Consider the following 15,998-nt stretch of genomic DNA (forward strand, 5'->3'; position numbering starts at 1 on the left):
GTGTGTATAATGTTGAATAAGTGTATATCTTTTATGGGAGGTGGATTCAATATGATGTTTATGGGGATAATTTGGGTAAGTTTAATTGTTTTAATAGTGATTCTAGTGCTAAAAACTTTTGAAAAAAAGAATCAGAAACAAAATTTTGAAGAATCACCGGTGGATATTTTATTAAAAGAATTTGCAAAAGGGGCTATAACAGAAGAAGAGTATTTAGCAAAACGAAAATATATGTAACTAATAGATAATTGAGGGGGAATTGAGATGAAAATTCTGATTGTTGATGATGAGCCTAAAATACTAGAAATCGTGGATGCGTACTTGATATCAAAAAACTACTCAGTATATAAAGCAACATCAGGAAAGGAAGCTTTAGAAAAATATCATTTTATTTCCCCTGATTTGGTTATACTAGATTTAATGTTGCCAGATATCAGTGGTCTTGATGTGTGCGAAACAATTAGAAAAGAAACGGAAACACCAATCATCATGCTAACAGCAAAATCGGGAGAAGAAGACATTTTGAAAGGACTTGCTCTAGGTGCAGATGATTATATAGTGAAACCATTTAGTCCAAAGGAACTTGTTGCAAGAGTTGAGACCGTTTTAAGACGGTCTTCAACATTTTCTAGTCATGGGAAATTAATCTTTAACGATGGTGAGTTAATTATTATTCCAAGTACTCGACAAGTATTTTTAACAAATAATGAGTTAGCATTAACTTCTTCTGAATTTGATATTTTAGCTATTATTGCTTCTAATCCAAATCGTATTTTTTCTAGAAGTCAGTTGATAGAAATAGTAAAGGGAATGGAGTTTTCTGGATTAGAAAGAACAATTGATTCACATATAAAAAATTTACGCCATAAAATAGAAAAAGATCCAAAAAAACCAAATTATATTGTAACAGTTCATGGTAGCGGTTATCGTTTTGGTGAGGGAAAATGAAAAGAACGATAAAATGGCAATTAATTGTTTCGTTCTTGTTGCTATCTTCTTTGATAATTGGTTCATTAAGTTTTATAACAATAAGTTTAATGAATAATCATTTCGAAAAATATGTAAAGGAACGTCAAGAAGAGACGCTAACTCAATATGTAGAATCGATTGAACTTTTATTTAATTATAGTGAACAAAATTGGCAAACACAAGGAATCGGAGATATCGGTAAAAAAGCATTGGAAAATAATATTATTATTGAAGTCTATGACAGAAACAACAAGATATTATGGGCCCCTAGTAAAACAGAGAAAAGCAAAGCAACTAAAAAAATGAACATATATGCAAAATACTTAAAAAACAAATTGGATATTACTAATACTAATGTAGTTAAAATTGAAAAAAATCTAACATATAAAGAATCTACAATTGGTAAAGTGCTTTTTAGACATGTAGGTCCGTTATCCTATACGAAGCATGATGTTGTTTTTATATCCGATATGAAAAAGAATTTGATGATTGTCTCTTTCGCTGCATTATTTATCTCGTTTATATTTGCGACATGGGTATCAAGAAAGATGAGTATCCCATTAACCCATGTGAATGATTTTACTAAAAAAGTTGCAAATGGTGATTATTCACAACAAATCCCCCAAGAAACGTCTATATTAGAAATAAATGAACTGATTAGCTCTGTAAATGAATTAACTAGACAGTTAGAGCAGCAGCAAGAACTACGCAAAAGACTTTCTACAGATATTGCACATGAAATAAGAACCCCTCTTACAACCTTAAAAGGCAATATTGAGGGAATGCTAGATGGAATATGGGATGTATCTACTGAGAGGCTTCAAAGTTGTTATGACGAGGTTACTCGCTTAACTAGATTAATTGGTAACATCGAAAAATTAACTAAGTTAGAAAAAAATTATGAGAAATTAATTAAATCTAACTTTAATTTAAATAGTTTGATTTTTCAAGTGGTTACAAATTTTGATTCTAGTATTAAACAAAAAGAAATTCAGTTTAATTTATATGGAGAAGAAATTTCTGTATTTGCAGATAAAGATAAATTTAGTCAAGTTATGACCAACTTACTTGCTAATGCTATAAAATTTACTCAAAAATATGGTGAGATATCCATTAGTTTAAATAAAGTAGGGAATAATGTTGAGATAAAAGTAAAAGATAATGGGATTGGAATTAATGAGGAAGAGGTAGAACATATTTTTGACAGATTTTATATGGCAGATCCAGCGAGAAGCAGTTCTCAAGGTGGTCAAGGAATTGGATTAGCGATTGTTAAAAGTATTGTAGAGGCTCATTCTGGATCCATTCGAGTTGAAAGCAACTTAGGTACCGGGAGTTGTTTTTTTATAAAACTACCAATAAAGAATAGACTCTAAAAATAATAGAATATAAAGGTGGAGTAATTATTGAAAACTAAAAAATCAAAGAAATTTCAGCTTTATTTTATTAATGTACTGACAATCGTGTTATTAGTAGCAGGTTTGTTATTAATATTTAATCGACCTATTAGAAACTGGCTCATTGACTACTTAGGACAGAACAATAATGTATCAACAGTGACTGTTAAAAAAATCGAGAAAAACAATCAAAAAAAAGGAGAATTTGATTTTGATCAAGTTGAAAGTCTTGATTTTGAAAGTGTTGCTCGTGCTAGATTATATCAGGACAAAATGGCTGTGATAGGTGGTTTAGCAGTTCCAAGTGTGAAAATAAATTTACCTATTTTAAAGGGTCTTTCAAATTACAATCTTGCAGTTGGTGCAGGTACAATGGTAGAAAATCAGGCCATGGGAAATGGGAATTATTCACTTGCAGGACATAATTTAGATCAAACAAATTTATTATTTAGTCCATTACATGACTTGAAAATGGGAGAAGTGATCTATCTAACTGACTTAAAAAAAGTCTATGTCTATGAAACAACGTTTCTTGAAATTGTTGATCCAACAAGAGTTGATTTAATTGAACCAGTGGATGGTGAAAATTTAGTTACATTAGTTACTTGTAATCAAGATGGATCTAAAAGATTAGTTGTCCAAGGTACATTAATAGAAGAAGTAACAATGTCTGAAGCAACTGAAAAAATTACAAAAGCTTTTGATATTGAGAAGAATATCTAGTAAAGTAGGCAGATCATTGAGAGGTGGAAATATGAAGAAGTTCCTGGTTTTTATTCGCCCATACGACGTTTTGATTATTAGTTTGTTAGTTATAATTTCTTTCATTCCTTTAGCTGTTTTCAATAAGTATAGTCAAAATATAGCTAATAAACTTGGAAATATAGCAGTCATTTCGATTGACGGAGTGACAGTGAGAGAAATTGAACTGTCATCAAATACAAAATATCAACTGTTTACACTTTACCCCTCAGAGAATCAATATAATATCATTGAAGTAGACGGAACAAGAATTAGAAATAAGAAAGACAATAGCCCAGATCAAATCGCAGTGAAAACTGGTTGGATTAGTAAAGTTGGAGAAACCAGTATTTGTCTACCACACAAATTAATAATAGAAATCCGGTCGAAAGATGGAGAAAAACAAAATGAGACCGATTTAGTCATCCCTCTTTAGTTATAAGAATAAAGTTCAAAGGATATTTAAAAAATGTTAATTTCATCTCCATACAAGATAATGTTGATACATCGGTTTCTATGGGCAGACTCTTTTTGCGAGTGATGATTAGTTTAGCAGAATTGGAACGTAACCTCATTATTGAACGAATCAAATCTGGCCTTGATGTAGTTAGAGCACGAGAAAAATGGTTGGCGGGCACATAAAGATAGTATTTTAGTTGATTTAGCTTTAAAGATGTACGAAAGCAAGGAGTATTCAATCCCGCAAATTCTTAAAGCTTCTAAACTAAGTAAAACGACTTTTTACGTTATATTAATGGAAGGAAGGACTAAGTATGGGTTTAAAAATCATTTTAACAGCTGCGCAACGTGAACGACTGCTTTCTGTAGAACACCTATCAGAGGAAGATTTTAAAGCATACTTTAGTTTTTCGGATTCAGATTTAGAGATTATCAATCAACACCGAGGGAATATTAATAAATTAGGCTTTGCCATACAACTTTGCTTAGCTCGATATCCTGGTTGTTCTTTAAGCAACTGGTCTGTTAAACCAGATAGATTGACTTCTTATGTGACACATCAACTTCACCTGGGCCCAATCGAATTAGCTTCATACAATCACAGAAACACTCGTGCCAATCATTTTAACGAAATTTTAGAAACGTTTAGGTACCAACGATTTGGGAGTAATGGCAATCGAGAACATCTAATAGAGTATTTAGTTAATCTTTCATTAGAAAATGATGATTCTACTTTTCTGATGAAAGAAACTCTAGATTTTTTATCTTGTAATAGAATTATCTTTCCATCGATTGCCACACTTGAAGATGTTATTAGTCACTGCCGATCTAAGGCAGAAAGTACTCTGTTTTCAATTTTACTCCAACCATTAAAAGGAATACAAATGGAAAAATTAGATGATTTACTTCATCTTTTTAAAGAAACAAAGATGACTAAACTTGCCTGGCTGAAAGATATTCCAGGGAAAGCTAATCCAGAGAGTTTTATGAGTATTTGTAAAAAGGTTGAAGCGATTAATGCTATTGAGCTTGGAACAATTAACGTAGCCCATATTCATCGTAATAGATTCCTTCAGTTAGCTAGATTAGGTGATAATTATGATGCCTATGATTTTTCTCGTTTTGAATTTGAAAAAAAATATGCCTTACTGATTGCTTTTTTAGTAGATCATCATCAATATCTAATCGATCAATTAATTGAGATTAACGATCGTATTCTAGGTAGCATTAAACGGAAAGGAACACGTGATTCACAAGAACAGCTAAAAGAAAAAGGCAAATTGACTACTGAAAAATTAGAACACTATGTGTCCCTAATTGATGCTCTTCATTTTGCAAAGGATAACAATAGTAACCCCTTTGACGAAATTGAACGAATTATTCCTTGGAATGAGTTAATTCAAGATGGAGAGGAAGCGAAACAAATTACTGGCCATAAAAAGTATGGCTATTTAGAAATGGTAAGGAACAAAGCCACTTATCTCCGTAGATACACGCCGATGTTGCTAAAAACTCTATCGTTTAAAGCAACAACGTCAGCAAAACCTGTCCTTACGGCTCTCACTCAATTAAGTGAACTACACAATGATGGAAAAAGAAAACTACCAGTAGACACATCTATTGATTTTGTAAGCAAAAAATGGGAAAACCTTGTTCGACCACAAAACGGAAAAATAGATCGCTCATTCTATGAATTAGTAGCCTTCACAGAACTTAAAAACAACATTCGTTCAGGTAATATTTCTGTTGAAGGAAGTCTAGCCCATCGAAATATTGATGACTACTTAGTTCCTTCTGATAGTTGCCTTGGATCATTAACCATACCAGACACCTTTGATGAATACCTTGAAGCTAGGGGATCTTTTTTAGACTCTCACCTTCAATTTTATGCAAAATCTGATAAAAAAACAGCTAAAATGACACTTAAAAAATTAGAAAAGATTACTCCAGATGAAGCCGAAATCTTTAGGAAAAGACTCTACTCAATGATTCCAAAAATAAGGTTAAGTGATCTTTTAATTGAAGTGGATAGCTGGACCCAATTTTCACAAGAATTTATTCATGATTCAACTGGAAAGCCACCAAATGAAACCGAGAAAAAAATTGTGTTTGCCACTTTACTGGGATTAGGAATCAATATAGGTCTTGAAAAAATGGCACAATCCACGCCTGGAATCACGTATCCTCAATTGGCAAATGCTAAACAATGGCGTTTTTATAAAGAAGCCTTAACTCGTGCACAATCTGTTTTAGTTAACTATCAATTGGATATTCCAATTGCTGATTTTTGGGGAGAAGGAAAAACAAGTGCTTCAGATGGCATGCGCGTACCCGTAGGTGTCTCCGCTCTCAAATCTGATGTTAACCCGCACTATAAAAGTCTAGAAAAAGGGGCTTCAATGATCCGCTCAATAAATGATAGAAATACCTCGCATCATGTTGAAGTTGTTTCAACAAACACAAGAGAAGCTACTCATACACTTGACGGTTTACTCTACCATGAAACGGATTTAGATATTGAAGAACACTTCACTGATACAAATGGTTATAGTGATCAAATGTTTGGTATGACTGCTTTATTAGGATTTAAATTTGAACCACGCATTAGAAATATAAAAAAATCTCAACTATTTTCTATAAAACCTTCTTCAGAGTATCCTGATTTATCCGGCTCTATAAATAGTAGGATTAATGTAAAGATTATCGAAGAAAACTATGAAGAAATTAAACGAATAGCCTATTCTATCCAAACAGGTAAAGTATCAAGCTCTTTAATTTTAGGAAAACTTGGCTCATATGCCCGTAAAAATAAAGTAGCTACTGCTTTAAGAGAATTAGGACGTATTGAAAAAAGTATTTTCATAATAAGATATGTAACGGATGATCAATTGCGTCGCAAAATCACTCATGGATTAAACAAGACAGAAGCTGTTAATGCCTTAGCTAGAGAATTATTTTTTGGTCGCCGTGGAAAATTTATGGAACGCGACATTCGCCGTCAACTTCAAAGTGCAAGCGCACTCAATGTCTTGATAAATGCGATTAGTATATGGAACGCTGTGTATTTACAGGAAGCCTATAATTATTTAGTTAAAATTGATCCCCAAGTTACTAAGTATATGAGGCATATCTCTCCGATTAATTGGGAGCATATTACTTTTCTTGGCGAATACAAATTTGATTTGTTATCTATTCCTAAACACTTAAGAAAATTGAACATAAAAAATAGCCCGTCATCAGACGTTGTTATATAGGGAATTTCCAGACCTTATCGATACAAATTCCCTCTGTGCGCTTGGGACCCCTTAAAGGAGATATCTTTAAATGAGCAAATTGTTATACCCACCTAAATCCAAAGAATTGACAGAAGGAGTAACGCTACTTCAAGAAATTAGTGAGAAAAATGCTCCACTCACTTATATTCGCTTGAAAATTATTGAAATGGAAAGTGGTGCCAGCTACGAAGAGAGTTTAACGCAATTTGAATGTTGTCTTGTTGCTTTAACTGGCAAGATAACTGTAACAGATTTTGCAGAAACTTTTTCAGAAATTGGCACTAGAGAAAGTGTTTTTGAACGTATCCCAACCGATAGTGTTTATCTATCCACGCAACAAAAATTTAGAGTAACAGCAAAAACGGCGGCTAAGATTGTTCTCTGTTATGCACCGTCTGAAAAAAAATTACCAACTCAATTAATTAAAGCTAGTGATAATAGTATCGAAAATCGTGGTATGTACCAAAATAAACGTTTAGTTCATACTATTTTATCAGATACATCTTCGATTTCAGATGCGTTGCTAGTAGTTGAAGTTCTAACCGATAGTGGGAATTGGTCGAGTTATCCGCCGCATAAACATGATCAAAATGATTTGCCAAGGGAATCTTTACTTGAAGAAACCTACTACCATGAAATGAACCCAAGGCAAGGATTTGTTTTTCAAAGAGTCTATACAGACGACCGTTCATTAGATGAAACCATGACAGTTGAAAATGGAGACGTTGTTGTGGTACCCAAGGGTTATCATCCCGTTGGAGTTCCTGATGGCTATGAATCTTATTATTTAAACATCATGGCGGGACCAATTAAAAAGTGGCAGTTTCATAATGATCCAGCACATGAATGGATTTTAAATCGTAAATAAAGTAAAGGGAGCTAATAAGAATGAAAAAAAAGAACTTTGATATGATTTCATTAGGTCGAGCTTGTATTGACTTAAATGCAGTTGAGTACAATCGTGGTATGGAAGAAACGATGACTTTTTCTAAGTATGTTGGAGGTTCACCGGCAAATATCGCGATTGGATCAGCAAAACTTGGTTTGAATGTTGGCTTTATTGGAAAAATTCCTGATGATCAACATGGCCGGTTTATTGAAAATTATATGAAAAAAAGTGGTATTGATACGTCAAATATGATTCTTGATACGGAAGGACATAAGGCTGGTTTAGCTTTTACAGAAATTAAAAGTCCAGAAGAATGCAGTATTTTAATGTATCGCGAACAAGTTGCAGATTTATATTTAACACCAAATGAAATTAACGAGGAGTATTTAAAATCAGCAGAAATGTTAGTCGTTTCTGGAACCGCTTTAGCCCAAAGTCCTTCGAGGGAGGCCGTGCTAAAAGCTGTTAGTTTGGCTAAAAAAAATCAGTTAAAAGTTGTCTTTGAACTGGATTATCGTCCTTACACATGGAAAAATCCAGCAGAAACGGCGGTTTATTATTCTTTAGTTGCTGAACAAGCAGATATTGTGATTGGAACAAGAGATGAATATGATAGTATGGAAAACATTGTAAATGGTACGAATGAAGCCACAATTGCTTATTTATTCCAACATTCACCTGAACTAATTGTGATTAAACATGGTGTTGAAGGTTCATATGCCTATACAAAAGCAGGTGGAATTTATCAAGGGAAAGCCTATAAAACACAAGTGTTAAAAACTTTTGGTGCTGGGGATTCTTATGCTGCTGCCTTTCTCTTTGCATTAAATAGTGGAAAAGGAATTGAAAAAGCTTTGAAGTATGGCAGTGCCTCTGCAGCGATTGTTGTTAGCAAACACAGTTCTTCAGAAGCGATGCCAACTGTAGCAGAAATCGAACAATTAATTCAGGAACAAGAGGACTAGTTGAGCTGTTTTCTAATGAATTCAAGGATGGTGAGAGAATGAAAAAAACAATCAGGCTGACAACAGCCCAAGCTTTGGTGCGTTTTTTAAATCAACAATACCTTTCTGTTGATGGGAAGGAGTCTCTTTTTGTAGACGGCGTTTTTCATATTTTTGGACATGGTAATGTTTTAGGCATTGGACAGGCATTGGAACAAAATCCGGGATCTCTAAAAATAATTCAAGGTAAAAATGAACAAGGAATGGCCCAAGCAGCCATTGCTTTTAGTAAGGAAAAACTGCGACGTAAGATTTTTGCTGTTACGACGTCTGTAGGTCCGGGAGCTGCGAACTTAGTTACAGCTGCTGGAACAGCGTTAGCCAATAATCTTCCAGTCCTTTTATTGCCAGGGGATACATTTGCATCAAGACAACCCGATCCAGTTCTACAGCAAATTGAACAAGAAAGTAGCGCAGGGATTACAACTAATGATGCTTTAAAACCAGTATCGCGTTATTGGGATCGAATCACAAGACCAGAACAAGTAATGAGTAGTTTAATTAGAGCTTTTGAAGTGTTGACGAATCCAGTGACTGCTGGTCCAGTTACTATTTGCTTAGCTCAGGATGTTGAAGGGGAAGCTTACGATTACCCAGCTGAATTCTTTAATAAAAGAGTCCATTATTTAGATCGAAAAGCACCAACAGAACGGGAATTAATTGGAGCGATTGAACTGATTCGCAACAGTAAAAAGCCTTTAATTATTGTGGGCGGTGGAGCGAAGTATTCAGATTGTCGTGAAGAGTTGATGACAATTTCTGAGAAATTTGGAATTCCATTAGTTGAAACTCAAGCTGGGAAATCAACGGTTGAAGCAGCTTTTAAAAATAATCTAGGCGGCATTGGGGTTACAGGAACTTTAGCAGCCAATAAAGCAGCCCATGTAGCAGATTTAGTGATTGGAGTAGGAACACGTTATACAGACTTCACAACTGGATCCAAATCCATTTTTGCAAATGAAGAAAAGCAATTTTTATCGATTAATGTTAGCAGAATGCAGGCTTATAAATTAGATTCTTTTCAAGTCGTTGCAGATGCAAAAGAGACACTACGTTTACTTTTAGAACAACTAGAGGAGTATCATGCTGAATTTAATCATGAAATCGAGGCCTTAAAAAAAGAATGGCAAATGGAGCGGCAGCGCTTGAGCCAAATAGAATTTAAACAACAAGACTTTGTGCCAGAAATTTCGGAACAATTTACCCAGGATAAGCTAAATGATTACGCTCAAAGCCTAAAAACAGAATTGCCACAAACGACTGCGCTACTTGCTATTAATGACTTTGTACAAGAAGACAGCATTATTGTTGGGGCTGCGGGTTCATTGCCTGGTGACTTGCAACGAATTTGGCAACCTAAAAAGCCAAACACATACCATGTTGAGTATGGGTATTCTTGTATGGGCTATGAAATTGCCGGAACTTTAGGGGCGAAACTTGCCCATCCTCATCAGGAAGTTTATGCGATGATTGGGGATGGTAGCTTTCATATGTTACATTCTGAATTTATTACAAGTATCCAGTATCAACAAAAAATCACGATTCTTTTATTTGATAATTCTGGATTTGGTTGTATTAATAACTTACAAATGGGGAATGGTAGTCAAAGTTTTGGAACGGAATTTAGAAAACCAGATGATAGCTTAATGAAGATTGATTTTGCAATGGTTGCAGCAGGTTACGGCGCAAAATCCTATACGGTTCGAACCCTAAATGAGCTTAAAGCAGCATTGGAAGATGCACAAAAACAAACTGTTTCAACATTAATTGATATTAAAGTTCTACCAAAGACGATGACAGATGGGTATGAAAGCTGGTGGAATGTTGGTGTTGCAGAAGTTAGCGAAGGCAATACAACGAAATCTTATTATCAAAAGAAACAAGAAATGTTAAAGCAAGCTCGGGATTATTGACTATAAAAGACAGCGAAGGGGTGTTGAATTGAGAACAATAAAAGTAGGCATTGTTGGATTAGGGCGTTTAGGAAAAATTCATGCACAAAATTTGGCACAAAATGTACCAAATTGTCAGTTATATGCAGCCTGTAGTTTAAATGAAGAAGAATTAATTTATGCTAAAACAGAATTAGGTGTTGAAAAAGGTTATGCAAATTATGCGGAAATGATTGCAGATTCTGAACTGGATGCGGTGGCGATTGCTTCGCCATCGGGCTATCACTGCCAACAAATTAATGCAGCTTTAGAAAAAGGGCTGCATGTATATAGTGAAAAACCAATTGGTCTAGATTTAGAAGAAATTCAAGCTACGATGGATGTAATTAATCGTCATTCAAAACAGATTTTTATGTTAGGATTTATGCGACGTTATGATGACTCTTATCGTTATGCAAAAGAATTAGTTGAGGCTGGCGAACTAGGTGAATTGACTGTTGTTCGTTGTTATGGAATTGATCCTAGTTCAGGGATGGAAAGCTTTGTAAAGTTTGCAGGGGCTAGCAATAGTGGTGGTTTATTTGCAGATATGTCAATCCATGATATTGATTTGGTACGTTGGTTTACTAAGGCAGAAGTAGCTAAAGTTTGGGCAATTGGCAAAAATGCTGCTTATCCAGAATTAGATCAAGTTAATGAGTTGGAGACAGGGGCAGCTATGTTGCAATTGACGGATAAAACAATGGGGCTTTTAGTTGCTGGACGTAATTGTGCCCATGGCTATCATGTTGAAACGGAACTAATTGGAACAAAAGGTATGCTGAGAATTGCGAATTTTCCTGAAAAAAATTTAGTCACTGTTTTGAATAGTAATGGGGTTGTTCGTCCTTGCTCTCAAGATTTTCCTGAGCGCTTTGCTGGGGCTTTCATTACTGAAATGAAAGAATTTATTGAGTGTATTTTAACTGAAAAACAACCAGAAGTAACGAGTTATGATGGGTTACAAGCGACTAAAGTAGCGCTGGCTTGTAAAGAATCTTTTGAAAAAAATCAATTAATTGAATTAAAGTAGAAAGTAGGAGAAAGAATGACGAATCAACCTAAAATTAAATTAGGGATTGCACCGATTGCTTGGACGAATGATGATATGCCTGAATTAGGGAGCGAAAACAGCTTTGAACAGTGCATTAGTGAGATGGCTTTAGCTGGTTTTACTGGGACAGAAATAGGCAATAAGTATCCTAAAGACCCAAAAGCTTTGCAAGAAAAATTAAAGCTAAGAAATTTAGAGGTAGCTAGTGCTTGGTTTAGTACGTTTTTAACGACTAAACCTTATACTGAAACAGCTGAAGCATTTATTCAACATCGTGATTTTCTTTGGGCAATGGGCGCAAAAGTAATCGTTGTTGCCGAACAAGGTCACAGTATCCAAGGGAAAATGGACACGCCATTATTTAAAGATAAACCACAATTTACCGATGCAGAATGGGTAAAATTAACAGAAGGTCTAGAAGCGCTAGGAGAATTAGCTCACGAAAAAGACATGGAGATTGTGTATCATCATCATATGGGAACTGGAGTACAAACAACGGCTGAAATTGATCGTTTAATGAAAGAAACAGATCCTACAAAGGTATTTTTATTATTTGATACAGGGCATCTTGTATTTTCAGGTGAAAACCCGCTTCAAATTTATAAGGCCTACCAAGATCGAATTAAACATATTCACTTTAAAGATATTCGAGATACTGTAACACAGGAAGTAAAAGCTGAAAATAATTCTTTCTTAAGTGCAGTTAAACAGTGTGCGTTTACAGTACCTGGCGATGGAGTAATTGATTTTAAACCGATTATGAGTGAAATTGAAAAAGCGAATTATACAGGTTGGATTGTTGTTGAGGCTGAACAAGATCCGGCGGTAGCCAATCCCTTTGAATATGCACTGAAAGCACGAAACTATCTAAAAAAAGAATGCAAAATTTAAAAAGGTTGTTAAAAGAAAGGATTGAAAATATGTCAGAAAATATCGTTATAGGTGTGATTGGAGCAGGAAGAATTGGACGCTTGCATGTGGAGAATATGTTAAAAATGGCAGGTGTTCGAGTGAAAACGGTTGCTGATCCTTATAGTGAACATGCAAAGGACTGGGCAGAAAAATTAGGTATCGAGCAGCTAGTGTCAAATCATGAAATAATTTTTAACGATGCCGAAATTAATTGTGTTTTTATTTGTTCGCCAACGGATACCCATACAACTATGATTAAAGCTGCTGCTAAAGCGGGGAAAAATATTTTTTGCGAGAAACCGATTAGTTTTTCAGATGAAGAGACAATAGAAGCCTTTAAAGCTGTTGAAAAAGCAGGAGTCAAATTACAGATTGGATTTAACCGTCGCTTTGATAAAAATTTTGATCGTGTCAAAAAGTGTGTTGCGACTGGTAAAATTGGCGAGTTGCATATTTTGAAAATTACTTCGCGAGATCCAGAACCACCAGGTTTAGACTATGTGAAAAGTTCAGGTGGGCTTTTCATGGATATGGCTATTCATGATTTTGATATGGCACGTTTTGTGTCTGGATCAGAAGTTGAAGAAGTTTATGTCCAAGGTGCGGCTTTAATTAATCCAGAATTTGCTAGTCTTGGAGATGTCGATACGGCCATTATTACCTTGAAGTTTGCCAATGGAGCGTTAGGTGTGATTGATAATAGTCGAAAAGCAGTCTATGGTTATGATCAGCGTGTAGAGGCATTTGGTTCAAATGGAGCTGTTGAGATTGGCAATGAAACAGAGACACTTGCCAAATTATCTACAAATAGTGGTGTTGAATTAGACCAACCTTTACACTTTTTCTTAGAGCGTTATAACGAAGCCTATATTCGTGAGGTTCAAGAATTTTTTGAAGCAATTCAAAAGGATAAAGCGGTACCCTGTAGTTTTGAAGATGGGATTATGGCACAAAGAATTGCACAAGCTGCAAAGCTCTCATTAACAACAGGGAAGCCTGTCAGAGTAACTAAATTAATAAAGTAGCGAGAATATTATAGGAAAGGAAGTGGTGAAATGGGACTGGTTCCAATGACTGAGCTAGTAAAAGAGGCAAAACAGAAACACTATGCCATTGCCCAGTTTAATATCAATGGTTACCAATGGGCTCAAGCAATCATAGAAGCAGCTCAGGAAGAAAATGCACCAGTTATTCTTGCTGCTTCTGATCGAGTTATTGATTATCTAGGTGGCTTTAAGATGGTGGTCACTCTTGTAAGAGGATTAGTTCAAACCTTAAACGTGACAAATCCAGTTGTCTTGCATTTAGACCATGGTCAAAGTGTTGCAAGGTGTTTTGCTGCAATTGATGCTGGTTTTTCATCAGTTATGTTTGATGGTTCAAAATATCCGATAGAAAAGAATATTAAGTTAACTAAGCAAGTAGTTGATTACGCCCATTTAAAGGGAGTATCGGTTGAGGCAGAGGTTGGATCAGTCGGTGGAGTCGAAGATGGCATTACTGGTGGGATTCAATATGCTCGTTTAACTGATTGTTGCAGGATGGTTGAGGAAACGCAAATTGACGCTTTAGCTGCAGCTTTAGGGTCAGTTCATGGAGCTTATCATGGTGAACCAGTTCTTGGTTTTACTGAAATGCTGGAAATTTCACAGGCGACAAATATTCCTTTAGTTTTACATGGGGCTTCTGGAATTCCAAAGGAACAAATCAAAAAAGCCATTGAGCTTGGGCATGCTAAAATAAATATAAATACAGAATTAAATCAAGTTTGGGCGCAAGCTGTAAAAGCAAGTTTCATGAAGAATCCTGAAAGCTATAATCCTCAAGCGATTTTATTGCCAGCTAAAGAAGCTCTTGGCAAAGTTGTAAAAGAAAAAATTAGAGAGTTTAAGAATAATCGTGTTTTTTGAAAAGAGCCTGGTTTGTGGAATGGACTAAATTTTTAAACTATCTTGCAGTAAATAAAAGTGAAAATAAGTATTTTTAGTCTGAGAAGGCTAAAAATACTTATTTTTTAGTTGTGGAAATATAAAAAAATAAATAGCCTTAATTTATGAAATAATGTATGCTATTAATGAAAGCTGTAAACTAAAAGCAGTGAATATATGGAGAAGGAGTTGGACTATTTGGTAGATAATGAAGAGGAAGACAAGTCGATAAAAGCTCGGCAATTGATTTTCTTAGAAGAAATAGAAGAATTAAAAACTAAAAAATATTTGGGTGCTTATGTGAGTCAGCAAGTAACGGAAGCTTATTTGCGCTATGTGGAAGATCAAAAAGATAAAGTGAGCAGTGAAGTAGAGATTCCTAATAAGGAGGTATTAAAAAAACAAGCCATTTCGAAAGAGGTTCCTAAACGACGTTCGCAAATTGGAGCTGTTGGACCTAAAGAGCCGCTAGAATCTATTGATCGTAAAAAAATAGTCCAAACAAAATATAGTTCAACGAAAGAAGAAGAACGTCGAGCTTTTCTTAATAGTTTAGTTGGTAAAACAAATTCCCATCAGATAGAACCTGATGAATCTCAGGTTGATTTTGAAGCTAAAGCTGAAAAAATAATTCAAGAACCTAGACAAAATATTTCTGTAAATCACGAAAAAACACCGTCAAAAGCAAAACCATTAACAAAAGAGCAACAACGTAGTCGCAATCTTTCATTTATTTTATCTACAGGGGTTGTTTTACTTTTGTTAGGTGGACTTGTATTAGCTACAACAAGTTGGTTTATGTTTGCCCCAGTAATTAAGGTCTTATTTATTTTATCAGTTTCAATTGTTTTTGGGGGTATGGGCATTGTTGCACAGAAATTAAAAATTAAGCAAACGAGTTTTGCTTTTATGGCACTGGCTTTTTTATTTCTACCAATCAGCGTGGTCAGTTCCGCTTATTATGAGTTATTTGGTTCCTTTTTTTCTTTAACAGGAGAGGGGCGAGATTGGTTAGGTGTGATAGTCACTGGAATCTTTATAGCTATTTATGGTAGTGTGGCTAAAAAATATGAATCTAAGTTATTTAAGTGGATTACGTTACTCTTTGTCTATAGCTTTATGGTCTTCTTAGTATTGGCTCTGACGGGTTATACAAGGTATCGTCTATTTAGTTTAGGATTATTGTTATTAGTGATTAGTTTAAGTAGAATCATTAAACAAAAAAAAATTCAGACTTTAATCCATTTTTTCGAAAAGGAACTAATAGTTTTTCAAATTAGCAGCCTCTCAATCAGTAGTATTTGGTTGTTGACGACTATTCAGGCTAATTTTTTAACAGTTGTTAATTTTGGGCTTTATGGAATCTTGTTTTTTAGTCTAAGTCTCCAGTTGAAAAAAGAAAATTTAGCATTACAAATTATTGGAAATATTTTTTAAAT

General features: G+C 34.8%; 14 protein-coding genes and 1 pseudogene. All 15 read left to right on the top strand.

Annotation, left to right across the window (positions count from 1 at the left end):
• Positions 1 to 9: 9 nt before the first annotated feature.
• The 15 genes and pseudogenes from BR77_RS00430 to BR77_RS19355 all read left to right on the top strand — a co-directional run bounded on the left by BR77_RS00430 (position 10) and on the right by BR77_RS19355 (position 15,996).
• A complete protein-coding gene (locus BR77_RS00430) occupies positions 10 to 237 on the top strand; it encodes an SHOCT domain-containing protein (RefSeq protein ID WP_144060834.1) in 228 nt (75 codons plus the stop codon).
• A gap of 27 nt (positions 238 to 264) precedes the next feature.
• The gene (locus BR77_RS00435; protein WP_015076883.1) at positions 265 to 948 is read left to right on the top strand and encodes a response regulator transcription factor; all 684 of its coding nucleotides are present in this window, start codon (positions 265 to 267) and stop codon (positions 946 to 948) included.
• A complete protein-coding gene (locus BR77_RS00440; RefSeq protein WP_035063673.1) occupies positions 945 to 2,345 on the top strand; it encodes a sensor histidine kinase in 1,401 nt (466 codons plus the stop codon). The genes BR77_RS00435 and BR77_RS00440 overlap by 4 nt, the downstream gene beginning before the upstream one ends.
• A 30-nt stretch (positions 2,346 to 2,375) precedes the next feature.
• A complete protein-coding gene (locus BR77_RS00445) occupies positions 2,376 to 3,089 on the top strand; it encodes a class A sortase (protein WP_015076881.1) in 714 nt (237 codons plus the stop codon).
• A gap of 31 nt (positions 3,090 to 3,120) precedes the next feature.
• The gene (locus BR77_RS00450) at positions 3,121 to 3,543 is read left to right on the top strand and encodes a NusG domain II-containing protein (RefSeq protein WP_015076880.1); all 423 of its coding nucleotides are present in this window, start codon (positions 3,121 to 3,123) and stop codon (positions 3,541 to 3,543) included.
• Between the two features lie 32 nt (positions 3,544 to 3,575).
• Positions 3,576 to 3,918, top strand: a pseudogene (locus BR77_RS18520) (recombinase family protein); the annotation flags it as partial.
• On the top strand, positions 3,881 to 6,820 hold the full coding sequence (locus BR77_RS00455) for a Tn3 family transposase (protein ID WP_035063720.1): 2,940 nt from the start codon (positions 3,881 to 3,883) through the stop codon (positions 6,818 to 6,820). The pseudogene BR77_RS18520 and the gene BR77_RS00455, both read left to right, overlap by 38 nt.
• 70 nt (positions 6,821 to 6,890) lie before the next feature.
• Positions 6,891 to 7,709, top strand: coding sequence for a 5-deoxy-glucuronate isomerase (gene iolB, locus BR77_RS00460; protein ID WP_035063721.1), 819 nt, complete (start codon positions 6,891 to 6,893; stop codon positions 7,707 to 7,709).
• 20 nt (positions 7,710 to 7,729) lie between these two features.
• Positions 7,730 to 8,695, top strand: coding sequence for a 5-dehydro-2-deoxygluconokinase (gene iolC, locus BR77_RS00465; protein ID WP_015076875.1), 966 nt, complete (start codon positions 7,730 to 7,732; stop codon positions 8,693 to 8,695).
• A gap of 38 nt (positions 8,696 to 8,733) precedes the next feature.
• Entirely contained in the window at positions 8,734 to 10,647 is a 1,914-nt protein-coding gene (gene iolD, locus BR77_RS00470; protein ID WP_015076874.1) for a 3D-(3,5/4)-trihydroxycyclohexane-1,2-dione acylhydrolase (decyclizing), read from the top strand.
• Positions 10,648 to 10,675: 28 nt separating this feature from the next.
• The gene (gene iolG, locus BR77_RS00475) at positions 10,676 to 11,698 is read left to right on the top strand and encodes an inositol 2-dehydrogenase (protein ID WP_015076873.1); all 1,023 of its coding nucleotides are present in this window, start codon (positions 10,676 to 10,678) and stop codon (positions 11,696 to 11,698) included.
• 15 nt (positions 11,699 to 11,713) lie between these two features.
• Positions 11,714 to 12,610 (top strand): myo-inosose-2 dehydratase, encoded by an 897-nt coding sequence (iolE, locus tag BR77_RS00480; protein ID WP_015076872.1) that lies wholly within the window; start codon positions 11,714 to 11,716, stop codon positions 12,608 to 12,610.
• A gap of 29 nt (positions 12,611 to 12,639) precedes the next feature.
• On the top strand, positions 12,640 to 13,656 hold the full coding sequence (gene iolG / locus BR77_RS00485) for an inositol 2-dehydrogenase (RefSeq protein WP_035063722.1): 1,017 nt from the start codon (positions 12,640 to 12,642) through the stop codon (positions 13,654 to 13,656).
• Positions 13,657 to 13,686: 30 nt separating this feature from the next.
• Positions 13,687 to 14,541, top strand: coding sequence for a class II fructose-1,6-bisphosphate aldolase (gene fba / locus BR77_RS00490; RefSeq protein ID WP_015076870.1), 855 nt, complete (start codon positions 13,687 to 13,689; stop codon positions 14,539 to 14,541).
• Between the two features lie 216 nt (positions 14,542 to 14,757).
• Positions 14,758 to 15,996, top strand: a complete 1,239-nt coding sequence (locus tag BR77_RS19355; protein WP_257613130.1) for a hypothetical protein — start codon at positions 14,758 to 14,760, stop codon at positions 15,994 to 15,996.
• The last annotated feature ends 2 nt before the right edge of the window (positions 15,997 to 15,998 follow it).

Source organism: Carnobacterium maltaromaticum DSM 20342, assembly GCF_000744945.1.
Lineage (GTDB): Bacteria > Bacillota > Bacilli > Lactobacillales > Carnobacteriaceae > Carnobacterium > Carnobacterium maltaromaticum.

Excerpts from the sequence above, each read along its gene's own strand:
- BR77_RS00430 (WP_144060834.1), top strand. The coding sequence starts at position 10 with ATGTTGAATAAGTGTATATCTTTTATGGGAGGTGGATTCAATATGATG.
- BR77_RS00435 (WP_015076883.1), top strand. The coding sequence starts at position 265 with ATGAAAATTCTGATTGTTGATGATGAGCCTAAAATACTAGAAATCGTG.
- BR77_RS00440 (WP_035063673.1), top strand. The coding sequence starts at position 945 with ATGAAAAGAACGATAAAATGGCAATTAATTGTTTCGTTCTTGTTGCTA.
- BR77_RS00450 (WP_015076880.1), top strand. The coding sequence starts at position 3,121 with ATGAAGAAGTTCCTGGTTTTTATTCGCCCATACGACGTTTTGATTATT.
- BR77_RS00455 (WP_035063720.1), top strand. The coding sequence starts at position 3,881 with ATGGGTTTAAAAATCATTTTAACAGCTGCGCAACGTGAACGACTGCTT.
- iolB (WP_035063721.1), top strand. The coding sequence starts at position 6,891 with ATGAGCAAATTGTTATACCCACCTAAATCCAAAGAATTGACAGAAGGA.
- iolC (WP_015076875.1), top strand. The coding sequence starts at position 7,730 with ATGAAAAAAAAGAACTTTGATATGATTTCATTAGGTCGAGCTTGTATT.
- iolD (WP_015076874.1), top strand. The coding sequence starts at position 8,734 with ATGAAAAAAACAATCAGGCTGACAACAGCCCAAGCTTTGGTGCGTTTT.
- iolE (WP_015076872.1), top strand. The coding sequence starts at position 11,714 with ATGACGAATCAACCTAAAATTAAATTAGGGATTGCACCGATTGCTTGG.
- iolG (WP_035063722.1), top strand. The coding sequence starts at position 12,640 with ATGTCAGAAAATATCGTTATAGGTGTGATTGGAGCAGGAAGAATTGGA.
- fba (WP_015076870.1), top strand. The coding sequence starts at position 13,687 with ATGGGACTGGTTCCAATGACTGAGCTAGTAAAAGAGGCAAAACAGAAA.